Origin of the sequence: Pseudacidovorax intermedius, assembly GCF_003350475.1 — a bacterium.
In the GTDB taxonomy this organism is placed as follows: Bacteria; Pseudomonadota; Gammaproteobacteria; order Burkholderiales; family Burkholderiaceae_C; genus Xenophilus; species Xenophilus intermedius.
The window spans coordinates 1-13,279 of sequence record NZ_QQAV01000009.1 but is presented as its reverse complement, the minus strand read 5'-3'; the positions used below and the strand labels follow the sequence as shown (position 1 = coordinate 13,279).

General features: G+C 64.2%; 12 protein-coding genes. 7 read left to right on the top strand and 5 right to left on the bottom strand.

All coding sequences use genetic code 11. The features are described from left to right. The first annotated feature begins 10 nt into the window (after window positions 1–10). Window positions 11–619, top strand: a complete 609-nt coding sequence (locus DFR41_RS19775) for an N-acetylmuramoyl-L-alanine amidase (protein WP_170159429.1) — start codon at window positions 11–13, stop codon at window positions 617–619. 45 nt (window positions 620–664) lie between these two features. Here DFR41_RS19775 and DFR41_RS19770 read toward each other — a convergent pair whose 3' ends face one another. Then, window positions 665–2,968 carry a LamG-like jellyroll fold domain-containing protein gene (locus DFR41_RS19770; protein ID WP_244917812.1) on the bottom strand — a complete coding sequence of 768 codons (2,304 nt, stop codon included), beginning with the start codon at window positions 2,966–2,968 and terminating at the stop codon, window positions 665–667. A gap of 275 nt (window positions 2,969–3,243) precedes the next feature. On the opposite strand from DFR41_RS19770, the gene DFR41_RS19765 reads away from it, so the two are divergent. From DFR41_RS19765 to DFR41_RS19755, 3 genes are read left to right on the top strand one after another with little or no spacing between them, the layout of a single operon-like run. Continuing rightward, window positions 3,244–5,625, top strand: coding sequence for a phosphoesterase (locus DFR41_RS19765; protein ID WP_114804007.1), 2,382 nt, complete (start codon window positions 3,244–3,246; stop codon window positions 5,623–5,625). After that, window positions 5,622–7,076: a cytochrome-c peroxidase gene (locus tag DFR41_RS19760; protein ID WP_114804006.1), complete on the top strand. Its 1,455-nt coding sequence runs from the start codon at window positions 5,622–5,624 to the stop codon at window positions 7,074–7,076. Before DFR41_RS19765 ends, DFR41_RS19760 begins: the two co-directional genes overlap by 4 nt. 8 nt (window positions 7,077–7,084) lie before the next feature. Beyond that, entirely contained in the window at window positions 7,085–7,762 is a 678-nt protein-coding gene (locus tag DFR41_RS19755; protein WP_114804005.1) for a hypothetical protein, read from the top strand. 77 nt (window positions 7,763–7,839) lie between these two features. On the opposite strand, the gene DFR41_RS27480 is transcribed toward DFR41_RS19755, so the two are convergent. The 3 genes from DFR41_RS27480 to DFR41_RS27475 are packed head-to-tail and all read right to left on the bottom strand — an operon-like array spanning window position 7,840 to window position 9,623. Continuing rightward, complete coding sequence (locus DFR41_RS27480) at window positions 7,840–8,403, bottom strand: hypothetical protein (RefSeq protein WP_147284402.1); 564 nt, start codon at window positions 8,401–8,403, stop codon at window positions 7,840–7,842. Beyond that, window positions 8,400–8,981: a glycoside hydrolase family 24 protein gene (locus tag DFR41_RS19750; protein WP_244917811.1), complete on the bottom strand. Its 582-nt coding sequence runs from the start codon at window positions 8,979–8,981 to the stop codon at window positions 8,400–8,402. Before DFR41_RS19750 ends, DFR41_RS27480 begins: the two co-directional genes overlap by 4 nt. 3 nt (window positions 8,982–8,984) lie before the next feature. After that, entirely contained in the window at window positions 8,985–9,623 is a 639-nt protein-coding gene (locus DFR41_RS27475) for a PAAR domain-containing protein (RefSeq protein WP_147284401.1), read from the bottom strand. An 860-nt stretch (window positions 9,624–10,483) separates the two neighbouring features. Between DFR41_RS27475 and DFR41_RS19745 the strand changes: the two genes are divergently transcribed. Continuing rightward, entirely contained in the window at window positions 10,484–11,254 is a 771-nt protein-coding gene (locus DFR41_RS19745; RefSeq protein WP_114804004.1) for a Crp/Fnr family transcriptional regulator, read from the top strand. Between the two features lie 36 nt (window positions 11,255–11,290). Continuing rightward, complete coding sequence (locus DFR41_RS19740) at window positions 11,291–11,575, top strand: hypothetical protein (RefSeq protein WP_147284400.1); 285 nt, start codon at window positions 11,291–11,293, stop codon at window positions 11,573–11,575. A gap of 36 nt (window positions 11,576–11,611) precedes the next feature. Here the strand turns inward: DFR41_RS19740 and DFR41_RS27470 are convergent, their stop codons facing one another. Next, the gene (locus DFR41_RS27470) at window positions 11,612–11,986 is read right to left on the bottom strand and encodes a hypothetical protein (RefSeq protein ID WP_147284399.1); all 375 of its coding nucleotides are present in this window, start codon (window positions 11,984–11,986) and stop codon (window positions 11,612–11,614) included. A 156-nt stretch (window positions 11,987–12,142) separates the two neighbouring features. Here DFR41_RS27470 and fcl point away from each other — a divergent pair, with 156 nt between their 5' ends. Continuing rightward, window positions 12,143–13,129, top strand: a complete 987-nt coding sequence (gene fcl / locus DFR41_RS19735) for a GDP-L-fucose synthase (RefSeq protein ID WP_114804002.1) — start codon at window positions 12,143–12,145, stop codon at window positions 13,127–13,129. Window positions 13,130–13,279: the final 150 nt, after the last annotated feature.

Sequence of the window (13,279 nt, the reverse complement as noted above, 5' to 3'; positions counted from 1 at the left end):
AGGAGTCATCATGCGCATCGCGAATCACAGGCTGATTGCCGAGGACGGCGACAACGACGTGACGTTCATCGACACGCCCAACCAGTCGGCACCGATCAAGCCGCTGTACCTGATCATTCACTACACCGCCGGCACGTCGCTGGACGGCGCGGTGTCCTGGTTCAGGAATCCGGCGGCACAGGCCTCGGCCCACCTGGTCATCGACCGCGACGGCAGCATCGTGCAGATGGTGGCCTTCAACAAGCGCGCCTGGCACGCCGGCAAGAGCAGTTGGGGCGAGCTGGAGTCGATGAACCAGTACGCCATCGGCATCGAGCTGGTCAACGCCGGCAAGCTCAGGCAGAACGGCGCTGGCGAGTGGGTCAACTGGTCGGGCAAGCGCATCGATCCGTCCGAGGTGATCGTCGCCACCCATCCCCAGGAATCGAGCAGCGCCGGTTGGCAGGAATACCCCGAGGCACAACTCGAAGCCGCCATCGCAGCGGGCCTGGCGCTGCACGTGCAGTACGGCTTCACGGACATCCTCGGGCACGAGGATGTGAGCCCCGGTCGCAAGGTCGACCCGGGCCCGGCCTTTCCGATGAACAGCTTCCGCTCGCGCGTGCTGGGCCGCGCCTGACGGGGAGAGGACGGCTGCGGGCCGGCGGCGCCCCCCCTCCGCGCCTCAGCTCGCCCGCGCCGTCAGCCACTGGCTCGGCGGCAGGGGCGCGCCGACGATGCGGATCTCGCCCAGGCTGCCCAGGAAGCCGGTGGACATGCCGTCGGCCCACTGGCCGCAGCCGATGGCCATCTGCTGCTGGGCGGCCACGTACTGGATGCCGTGCATGTTGCTGTTGTTGCGCAGCACCGGTGCACCCTCCACGTACATCGTGGTCGCGTAGCCGTCCGCCGGGTCGTTGACGATGGCCACGTGCAGCCACTGGCCCGCCGAGATGCTGCCCGACCAGCAGGTCAGGTTGGTCGCCTGGTCGGTGGGCACGATCTCCCACTGGAACTCCATCAGGTTCGACAGCGCGAACATCATGGGGGTGTCGCCCTCGCCGCTGCCGAAGCCCTGCAGGTGCGAACGCGCGCCCAGCCGGTACAGGATGCCCATCCAGCCGTTGACGTTGGCGTCGAAGGCCGGGTCGATGTAGACGAAGGCCTCGACCGTGTAGCCGCTCAGGAACTGCTCGGTGTTGAGCTTCGAGGTCTTGTCGGTGGTGAAGTACGAGGCCCGGCTGCCGGTGGCATTCAGAAAGCGCAGGCTGCCCGGCGCGGCCGACAGCGGGTGGTGGCTTTTGGACCAGACCAGGTCGCCGTCCTTGCCCATCCAGGTGTTGACCGAGATGGGGTTGGCGCCCGCGGGGGACACGTCGGCGATCTGCTGGCCGTTCTGGTACGGAAACTTGTCGCCCTCGGCCGCGGTGCTGCTGTAGAAGCGCCAGTGCGCCAGCGTGTTGGCCACCTTGGGATAGTCGTCCGGGCCCGACGCCGGCCGGCTCGCGGCCACCGTGGGGCTCTTGAAGTTGGTGAGGATCGTCTCCTTGGCCTGCTGCGTGATGGCCTTGGTGCGCGTGCCGGCCGGCACCGCAAAGCCGGGGTTGAAGCCGCCGAAGCGCGCCGCGAAGTCGATGTCGAGGGTGAAGCCCTGGTTGGCCTCCGTGAGCCAGGCCGAGTCGAAGTTGTTCAGCTCGGCCTGCGGCTTGACCGGCACCCACGGCGAGAAGGAACTGGCCACGATCTTCTTGTGGGTCAGGTCGAACTCGTACATGCGCATCAGGCCGTTGCCGCCCATGTAGGCCATCTGGTAGTCGACCACCATCAGGAACACGTCATGGCCGAAGGCGTTCTTCTTCGTCACGGTGCAAGAGCCGTGGTAATGGCCGTTCACGGCCATGAAGATCTGGTCGTTGTTCTTGATGAGCCTGTCCCACATGTAGTTGGAATAGGCCGTGTCGGCGGCGGTCACGCCGTCCTGGCCGATGCCCATCAGCTGGTGGTTGATCAGGATGACCGGCAGCGTCGGGTTCTTCTGGATCACCTGGTTGGCCCAGGCGATGGCGTCGTCGGACGCGCGCCACGACATCGAGAGCACCAGAAAGCGGTTTCCCTCGGCCTGGAACACGTGGTACTCGTGAAAGCCGGAGGAATGCCGCCCGCCGAAGGTGGACTGCTGCTGGGCCCGCGCGGTGGGAAACACCTGCAGGTAGGGCTCGAACAGGTTCACGCGGTGGCTGCCGCCGTCCTGGTAGCCGTCGGTGTTGTCGAAGCCGGTCACGCCCACGCCCCAGTCGGGGCCCCATTGCATGTCGGAGCCGATGGCGCCCACGTCATGGTTGCCGGCGCAAATGGAATAGGGGCATTTGGCCTGCTCCAGCACCTGCATGGCCTGGCTGGCCAATTCCCATTCCTTTTGCACCGTATTGGCGGCAATTTGCCCATTGCCCACCAGATCGGTGGAGGGAGTCCAGGGCGCGGATTTTTCTGACGAGTAATACCAGGATTGGTCGACCACGTCGCCCAGATGCATGGTGAATGCAGTTTTCAATTGCTGCGCATTGCTGGCGATCCATTGCGTCTGCGCCTTGAAGGGATTGTTGTAGCGCGGATCGATATCGGCATAGAGCTTCTGGTAGAGCATGCCCATTTTTTGCGACGCATAGCGCGAATAGAACTGCGTGTCGGGCAGCACCATCACCGAAAACGACGACGTCGGCACATCCTGCGTGGGTTGCGTCTGCGGCGCGGCAGCGGGCGCCGGTGCGGCGGCCGGCGCAGATGCTGCGGCACTGCCACCGCCCGAGGAAGAAGACGCCGGCAACAGCGTGCTGCCATCGCCGCCGCAGCCCGCCAGCACGCCCGACACGCCCACGGCCGAGCCCGCCAGCATCAGCTGGAGCAGGCGCCGGCGCTGGATCTCGTTGACGCGCGCGAGCTCGTCGATATTCAACGTCGCGGGAATGCGCGTATTTTGGTATTCACTCATTTCGAACCCTCGATGGAACGGCGCATTGCAGTGCGCCGGAAAAAGGCGAAATGATGGGGACGCGTCTTTACATTCAAGTGACAAATCCACCTGAATATTTCCCAGACCTGGTCAGCTTGGTTTAAGCAAAAACAAGGATTCGCGCGCGGCCACGAAATGCCGCCACCGCACGCGACAGAAGTCAGCATCGTTTCAGCTTTCCTTCACGGGCGTGACACCGCCATTGACCAACATTCAGCGGTTTTGCATTTCCAGCCCACGATCAAGAGGTCATCTTGAAACCCACCGCCCCTTCCACTTCACGTCTTCTTCTCCCGGCCCTCACCGTGCTGGCCGCTGCGGCCCTGACCGCCTGCGGCGGCGGTGGCAACGACGGCATCGCCTTCCTGCCGGCCTCGACCAGCAGCGGCAGCAACAGCAACAACGGCGGCCAGACCGGCAGCACGGCCAACACCGTGGCCGTCAACGGCGTGGTCGCGGCCACGGCCTTCAAGTCCGGCAGCGCCACCGACCCGGTCTTCTCGGCCGGCTACTTCGCAGGCGCCAAGGTCTGCGTGGACAGCAACAACAACGGCCGTTGCGACGATGGCGAAACCGCCACGACCACCGACGCCAGCGGCAAGTTCAGCCTGACGGTGCCCGCCGGCTCGGCCCTGCTGGCCGACATCGGCACCAGCGCCAAGAACACCGCCAGCGGCCAGGCCGTGGCCAGCCGCGAGGCCCTGCGCATCAGCGCCGGCCAGGTCAGCGACCAGCAGGCCGCGCAGGTCGTCATCAGCCCGCTGTCGGCCGAGGTGGCCCGCCTGCTCGACGCCAACGGCAGCAGCTATGCCACCGAGCGCAAGAACGTCGCCAGCCGCCTGGGCGTGGCCGAGACCGCCGTGCTGGGCGACTTCAACCAGGCCAGCGGCAAGGCCCAGGCCGCCCTGCTGGCCGAGGCCAATGCGCTGAACAACCGCTACGTCTACGCCACCACCAAGCTCGACCGCGGCGACCTGTACCCCGACGCGCTGGCCGTGCCCGGCGGCGACCCGCGCCTGACGGGCAAGAACGGCGTCACGGCCCTCACCGCCAACACGGCCGACACGCGCAAGCCCATCACCTTCGCGCAGGCGCAGCAGGCCGCCTTCAACGTCGAAGGCATTCCGCGCTACGACAACATCTTCATCGTCATGCTGGAGAACAAGGCGACCTCGTCGATCGTCAACTCGCCTTACGCGCCCAAGATCAACGCCTACCTGCAGGCCGGCAACCAGCTGGTGAGCTACTACGCCACCGGCAACCCCAGCGAGCCCAACTACACCGCGCTGGGTGGCGCCGACGACTTCGGCATCACCGACGACAGCCAGTGGAACTGCGACGCCACCGGCCCCACCGCCGTGCAGGACCTGCCCGTGCCCGACAACACCCAGCCCGGCCTGGCCAGCTCGCCCTTCAAGACCACCTGCACGCAGGCCGCCGCCGTCAGCCACAACATCGTGGGCCGGCCCAACCTGTTCAACGCCATCACCGCCGCCGGCATGACCTGGCGCACCTACAGCGAGTCGATGAACCCGGGCCAGGACTTCCGCACCGACAGCGTGGCCGACGCCGCCGTCACCGCGCAGGACCATGTCTACCCGCCCGGCACCCTGGGCCCCAACACCAGCCCCATCGGCGACGCCACGCTCACGCTGCCCATGCCCGCCGGCCTGTACAAGACCAAGCACCACCCCGGCATGGCCTACCAGAACGTGCGCAGCGCCCCCGAGTGGAAGTACAGCAACCGCACCATGGGCGGCGGCCAGTGGGACGCCGCGCTTGGCAAGGCCAGCGCCTACACCGTGCCCACCGGCTACGACATCGACCAGCTGGGCACCGACCTGGCCAGCGGCAACGTGGGCAACCTCAACTTCCTGATGCCCGACCAGTGCGACGACATGCACGGCATCACGGTCAAGGGCACCAACGGCGGCGGCACCACCGCATCGGCCAGCGACTGCAGCAGCGTGGCCAACAACGTGGCCACCAGCGCCGTGTCGCCCATCATCACGCGCGGCGACAACTACGTCGACTACGTCGTCAAGAAGATCCAGGCCTCGCCGCTCTGGCAGAACCCCAACAAGCGCGTCGCCATCGTGCTGATGTTCGACGAAGGCAATGCCACCGCCGGCTTCAACTCCTGCTGCGGCTGGAACCCGCTCAAGGTCAAGCAGACCACCAACATGCCCAACCCGCTGCAGCAGAACGCGGACGGCAGTTGGTCGCAGGACACCACCATCAACAACTACCAGATGGGCAACCGCGGCCACGGCGAGAGCATCTTCGGCATCCTGACCAACCAGCCCAACGCACCGAAGGGCGTGGTCGACAGCGACGCCTACAGCCACTTCGCCTTCGTGCGCACGCTGCAGGACATGTTCGGCCTGGCCGACCCGGCCAACGACGCTTCGTACATGAACCGCTCCAAGTACACCGAGGCCTTCATCGCCGCGAACATCCTGAACCTGCCCGAATACGCCGGCAGCGCCGACACGCACTTCGACAGCGTGCGGCCGATCAACCACGCCTTCGTGGCCCCCACCGGCTACACGCAGAAGCAGTCCGCCGACGTGACCGTGACCGCGCAGACCGGCCCCGACGCCAACCAGACCAACGTCTGGGCCGTCAAGCCATGAGGCGGACCATCGCTCCGGCGGCCGGCGCCACGCTCATCGCGGTGGCGGCGGCGGCTGCCGTGGCGGTGGGCCTGGCCAGCTGCGGCGGCGGAGGCGGCGGGGGCGGCAGCGCCCTGCCCCTCGGCCTGGGCGCCGGTGGCAGCGCGGCGGCGCCCGCGCCTGCCTCCACGCCCGCCGCGGCGCAGGCATCTGCAGCCGGCGCCGCGCCTGCGGCCACGGGCCCGCTCAGCCTGGCCGCGCAGGTGGGCCAGAAGATGTTCTTCGACAAGGCCCTCTCGGGTTCGGGCCAGATGAGCTGCGCCTCATGCCACGACCCAGCCCATGCCTACGCTCCCGCCAACGACCTGGCCGTGCAGCTGGGCGGCCCCAAGCTCGATCAGCCCGGCACCCGCGCCGTGCCCTCGCTGCGCTACAAGGAATTCACCCCCGCCTACGCCGACCTGCTGGACAACCCCGACGGCATCAGTGCCCCCGGCCCCGGCGGTGGCTTCACCTGGGACGGCCGCGCCAACACCCTGGCCGATCAGGCCCGCGTGCCGCTGCTCAACGCCGCCGAAATGGCCAATGCCAGCCCGGCCGACGTCGTGCGCAAGCTGCAGGCGGCCAGCTATGCGCCGCTCATCACGCAGGCCTTCGGCGCGCATGTGTTCGACAACCCCGACACGGCCTTTGCCAGCGCCGTGCAGGCGTTGCAGGCCTACCAGCTGGAAGACACCAGCTTTCACCCCTACAGCAGCAAGTTCGACCGCTATGCCAGCAACAAGCTGGGCGGCAACCTTTCGCCGGCCGAAGTACGGGGTCTGAAGGTGTTCACCGATCCCAACACCGGCAACTGCGCCTCGTGCCACTACCAGGGCGCGGGGCTCAACGGCAGCTCGGCCCTGTTCACCGACTTCTCGTACGAGGCCATCGGCGTGCCGCGCAACGCGGCCATCGCCGCCAATGCCGACCCCAGCTACTACGACATGGGCGTGTGCGGCCCCCTGCGCACCGACCACCTGCCCGCCAGCCCCGGCGCCGCCGACAGCTTCTGCGGCATGTTCAAGGCACCCACCCTGCGCAACGTGGCCACGCGCAGCGCCTTCTTCCACAACGGAGTGATGCACACGCTGGAGCAGGTCATCCGCTTCTACAACACGCGCGACACCAACCCAGAGCTGTGGTACCCCACCGTGGGCGGCCAGCCCAAGGCCAAGAACGACCCGGCCTTCCCGACCTACGGCCTCATCACCACCCAGTACACGGGCGGCACCGTCAGGAAGTTCGACGACCTGCCCAGCGCCTACCTGCCCAACATCGACCCGCAGATGCCCATGGACGGCCGCAAGCCCGGCTCCGCCCCGCCCATGTCGGAGCAGGACATCCATGACCTGATCTGCTTCCTCCACACCCTGGACGACGCCGACACCACGGCCGCCCAACCGCTCAAGCCCGAAGACTGCGCCCAATGACGCGCCCCATGACTCCGACCACCCTGCCCCTTCCCGCCACTGACCCCGTCGCCCCGCGTAGCCGCCTGGCCGTGCCCGCTGCCGCCGCGCTGCTCTGCGCCGCCGCCCTGCTGGCCGGCTGCCAGCACGAAGCCACCGTGGATCCTGGCGCCCTGCATGCCGCCACCGAGCTGTACCTGGCCCGCCATGGCGACCTGTGCCTGGGCAAGCCCCGCTGGCCCATCGACGTGACCCCGGCCGAAGCCCGGGCCCATGCGCGCGACGCCGTGCAGATGCCCGTGCTGCAGCACCTGGGCCTGGTGCAGGCCGAAGACATCGCCCTGCCCGCCACGGCCGATGCGCCGGCCGCTGCCGCCATCCGCTACACCCTGACGCCCGAAGGCCAGAAGTACTTCATCGCCCGCAAGACCGCCACCGGCGCCGCAGCGCCGGCCGACTTCTGCGCCGCCCACCTCACGCTCGACCGCATCGTCGGCTGGGCGCCCGAGCCCGGGCACCCCGCGGCCGACGGCGGCCCGGTGGTCGTCACCTACACCTACCACGTGCAGCCCGCACCCTGGGCCGCCGACGCCGATGCGCAACGCGTGTTTCCGATGGTGGCACGCGTGGTGCAGGGGGATGGGAGTCTGCAGTTGAAGCAAACATTCACGCATGACTCATCTGGCTGGACACCAGTTGGAGGCTGAGGCTTCCAACGCCGAACGAGCATTCGCGCCTGAGCGTCCCAGCGCCCTACATGCGCGAAAGTCGCGCATGTACGGCGTCATCTGAACTCATGGGTGCACGCAAACCTCTTCTCTGGTTTGGCAGCCTCATAGGCGCGGCAGCTCACCGCTGTGTACCCGTCTTTACCGTAGGCATATTTGATTTCCTGCCAATAACGTCCAGCTGCGCTGAAATTGGAGACGACGATGTCTTTCATACCGTGGCGTCCAGAAGATAGAACCGTCACCTTGTCGGATCTAGACGAGAACAACACCTTTGAATCCGCCATGAACCAATACTGAAAGTTGTGGGCGCCGTAGAAATAGGAAACGTATGGAGACGTGGCGGGACGGACGAACCGATAAACACCGGGGGAATCACTCAAAGCTATCTTCTTCTCTGCCAATATTTTGGTTCGGCCTATCCGATAACCTTTTTCCCTCATTTCATTTTCCAGGACGTCCCTATCTTCCAGGGTGGCAATCAAGACATCGGTTATTGGGCCAGACGCGGCAGCCCATTTGGCGGTGGAATCCTCAGTGGAATTTTCAAATAATATTTCAGCGTAAAGCGGAGCGCCTTTCAAAAAAGCCGCGATAAGCAATATCTTCGCCAGATTCATTCTTTGGTCACCTTTCCCCCAAATTTTCTGAACTGGGCAACCAAGTCTTCATATCTTTTATACGGCTGACCCTTTACTCGATTCGGAAGGCCGGGCCCTTGAGGCAAGGAATTCCATGTTCTCGCTGCGCTGCCGAGTGCAACAACCATGTCGCCATCAATCACCGCATCCAGACTCTTTGAGCTACGCAGCCCTTCCACAGCAATCAGGTCTTGTGTTTCCGGGCTGAAGTCGGTGAGCCCCATCTTTTTCACGCCGTTTTCCTGCCAGTTTGCTTTGGTGATCTGGTAGCGACCTGCAGCTGTGGTCTTGCCATCTGAACCCGGCCCTGGGTGCGTGCTCTCGTCTTTGAAAGACCAATCGCCACGGGCCCACCCATAGCCGAATTTGGCATGATAGTCGCCGCCCTCTGCCCAAGCGATCATGTCCAGAAACGCTCGTACATTGGGGTTCTTGAGATACGCCCTGTTCTCCGCCAAGCGGATAAGTCGGCTGTCCACCTTGACGGTTTGGGGCGTCTTGTCGTGCAATGGTGTGGTGTACCCCGTACCGACCTTGACGGGTGACTTATTGGTCATGATTTATTCCACCTGCAGAAATACCGTGACGAGGCGAGCGCCGGCCCTTGTGTAAATGGGCTGAGTCATTCCATGCAAGTCTGTCACCCCTTGCACGGTCATGCCATCGCATTCGAGTACGTACGCGCTGCCGGCCAGTGCCTGACCAGTAATGGAATCAACCAAAACGAATCGCTGGTCTGCATTCATTCCTATGACTGCAGGATCATGCCCTTCGCCAATAAACCATGAGACAGCATCGCCCACAATCTCATGGGGCTCGAAGCACATTCGGATTGTATCCAGCGTTGCTTTGAGTCGCGGAGGCACAGCGCATTTGCACATGCACAAATCACCATCCAGATTCGCTTGCCGACCAATGGCATCTGTCTGGGGGCGATAGGGAGGAACGCATTTGGTGACACCCCAAGTTTTGCACGCATTACAAAACACGGGATCGCCCTCGAAGCACGCTAGCTTTCCGAAATACTCCACCTTGTATTGCTGCGGTTTCGGTTGAACCAATCCGCCGCCCGGCTTCAAGGTGTCGCCCTCTCTAATCAATGCACGGTAATACATATTTCTCCCTTCATGATTCTTCAGAGTGAAAATTCTTGATTTGTCGCTGATCGACACGCGATTTTTACCCTTGAACCAGCGCACAGGCCGGAACTTTCATCCGAATCATGCAAATCCGTGGAAAATTACTCAGGATTTAGTTGCTCGAATTCGCTGCAGCGCGCAACTCACACAAATCGGAATTCATTCACCGCGCGAAGGGCCACCACCGGCGCTACGGGGCGCCGCACATTCGGACTGTTGCACCAGCCCGCTGATGCTTTCGACGAATACGCTGCCGGGGTGATCGACGATCCCGCACGACAAGGCCCATTGGCGCTGGCGCCGTACACGCCCGCCCAGCGCATGGGACACGCTCGTATCCATCAGGTATGGCGCATCGGCGCCGCTCACTCACGAGCCTTGTTCGGCCGCGAACGCTACGTCGTTACGTTGGCCGCCGACGCCAAGGCGCAGAGGAAATCGCCGATGACCGCGCGCATGGTGCATCGGCGCCGGCAGCCTGCCGCTGCGCCAGTCCTTCACGCCAGGGACTCGAGGGCTGAGTGCCTGCTGGCGGCGCCTTGCGCCCGCGGGCTACCCGCGCGACCTCGACGTACCGCCCAGCTCGCCCGAGCCCCCCTTCACAGAGCTCAACGCCCATCGGCCCTTCCCGGAGCCATGGGCGTCCTCGTGGGGGCTGGCGGCCCCCCCCTTTACAACCAAACCGCTAATCGTTGCTGAATTCAGTAGAAATCTTGCGGAGATAGAGATTTTTTCTCGTTTCCTTCACTTTTATTAAGCCTAAAGTGTCAGCAAGTCTTCAATTCCGATGATTTCGTGCGCACAAGCCCACATCCCAGCTTCTAGCATGCGTTACTACTTTCAGCCTCCTTGCAACGCATGCAGCGAATCGTCACATTTGGCGCTGCTCATTATTTCGGCTGCGGCCGGCTTGAACGCGCATGTTGATTCATCCTTTGCTTTCCGAAGTGCCCCAAGGGGTGCGCCAGCAACTGATGCGGTTCGTGGAACTGCGCCACTTCCGCAAAAATGACGTAGTTCTACTTACGGGCCAGCCTGCGTTTTCGATGTATTGCGTTGCCTCGGGACTGCTGCGGGTGGGCCTGCCGACCGACGCCACAGCCCGCGCGGAACTGATCACCACCAACTTCCTGCGCGTCAACGACATCTATCTGAGCGGCCCCCTTGCCCAGGCCGACCGTCCCAACATCTCCGAACTCACCCTGGTGGCTGCCCTGCCCTCGGCGGTGTACGTGCTGCCGATGGACATCGTACGCGGGCTTTGTACACAGTACCCCTCGATCTCGATGGCTTTGGTGGACATCAGCCTGGAACGCGCCAACATGCTCCGGCGCCAGCTGCGCCGCCGCAGCACCCTGTCGGCCGAGAAGATGGTGGCACGCGTCTTGCACGAACTGACGCAACTCGCACCGCAGGGCACCCGGGCCTTCAGCAAGCGCATCTCACAGGCGCTCATCGCGTCGTACACCGGCCTGTCGCGCGGCGTCGTCAACAAGGTCATCAACGACCTGGAGCAGCGCGGCCAATTGCGCAGAAGCGGCGATTCGATTCAATTGGAAGAATCCGACGAATACGACACCCTTTTTGGAGAAACGCAGGAATCGCTGAGAAAACTGTACCAGCAGCAACAACAGCAGGCGGGCAAGGACCCTGGCGCCGCGGCCAATTACAAGAAGCCCAAATGGGCGTGATCTGCAATTGCTTTGCCGGTCCGGTGCGCAAGACGAATGCTTAAGTTTATTTTCAGTCCCGAATATGCGGCCCGTCGGCTTGGGAAATGGCGCGGGCTTGTTCTTTTGCTTTATTCCATCCTGCTTTTTCTGGTCGTATCTTTTGCCATTTTTGTGGCGGCACCGGCCAGCGCCGCCAGCGGCGCCTACATCGTCGTCACCGTGTCCGCTGCATTGCTCTGCGTGGTGTTCCTGCTGCGCGGCCTGTACATGCTGTACCGCGACCTGCTGTTCAAGGACTACGCAACGCTGGCCTGGCGCGCCCGCCGCAGGCACCGTTAGCCGCACCGCGACGGGGCTCCGCGCACCGCCGCGTCATCACTCCTGCCCTGCATAGCCGACCAGTTGGGCGGGCGCCAGACTGGATTCGGACAGCCGCTCTTCCACCTCGCACGCCGCCTGGAGCGGTGTGAGCTTGTGCACGCGCGCATAACCCTCGATGGCATTGCCCAGCGTCACGCGGGATACGAAAAAAGAAGTCAAACGCAGGAATGCGTGAATCGCATCCAGCCGTGCGGCCAGATCGGGTTGGGGAACGGGGACCTGTTCTGATGCGTGACTCATGCCGACTCCTGTGCGCGATCCGGCATGCGATGCAAGGAGCGTGCACAGAGCGAGACGAAAGGCCACACCCATGGCACGCCGGCCGCCATTGAAATCGCCACCCCAAACTGTTACGAAGGCTTCAGACACCGCGCGAGGCTCGCAAGAATGTGTCGAGAACCCGGCAGAATCGGAGCCGACGCCGAAGGCCGGGCCTTCGGCAGGCACGAACCTTTCTAGGCTGGCGCGCACCCCTGTGCGCCTGGCCCTCTTCCTTCCCCCTCCTCCGCCGCATCCGCAAGCACCATGACCTCTTCCTCCAAGCGCATCTACGTCGCCGGCCACCGCGGCATGGTCGGGAGCGCCATCGTTCGCCACCTGCAGGCGGCCGGTGAGACCGACATCGTCACCCGCACCCACGCCGAGCTGGACCTGACCAACCAGGCGGCCGTGCGCGAGTTCTTCCAGACCCAGGGCATCACCGACGTGTACCTGGCGGCGGCCAAGGTGGGCGGCATCCATGCCAACAACACCTACCCCGCAGAGTTCATCTACGACAACCTGATGATGGAGGCCAACGTCATCCATCAGGCCTTCAGCGCCGGCGTGAAGAAGCTCGTCTTTCTGGGCAGCAGCTGCATCTACCCCCGCATGGCGCCCCAGCCCATGACGGAAGACGCGCTGCTCACCGGCACGCTGGAGCCCACCAACGAGCCCTATGCCATCGCCAAGATCGCCGGCATCAAGCTGACCGAAAGCTACAACCGCCAGTACGGCGCAAGCCACGGCATCGACTACCGCAGCGTGATGCCCACCAACCTGTACGGCCCGGGCGACAACTACCACCCGGAAAACAGCCATGTGCTGCCCGCGCTGATCCGCCGCTTTCACGAGGCCAAGCTGGCCGGCACGCCCACGGTCACCATCTGGGGCACGGGCACGCCCAAGCGCGAGTTTCTGTATGTGGACGACATGGCCGCCGCCACCGTGCACGTGATGGACCTGGCGCCCGAGATCTACCGCGCGCACACCCAGCCCATGCAGAGCCACATCAACGTGGGCTGCGGCGACGACATCTCGATCCTGGACGTGGCCAAGCTGGTGGCCGAGACGGTGGGCTACACGGGCGAGATCGTGACCGACCCGACCAAGCCCGACGGCACGCCGCGCAAGCTGATGGACGTGTCTCGCCTGGGCAAGCTGGGCTGGCGTGCGCAGGTGTCGCTGCGCGATGGCCTCAAGCTGGCGTACCAGGACTTTTTGACCAATCATGCCCAACTCCGGACTACCTGAGGTGCGGCACATCGCCATGCGAATGTGTCGCCGAAAGAGACCTACTTAGTCCGCCCTTATATGGGCGCCTCCCGGATTGCAAGAACTCGTGTGTGTGACGAATCAGGAGGCAGGGCTGCAGTCTTATATTCGGCCTGTTTTGCAGGCTGA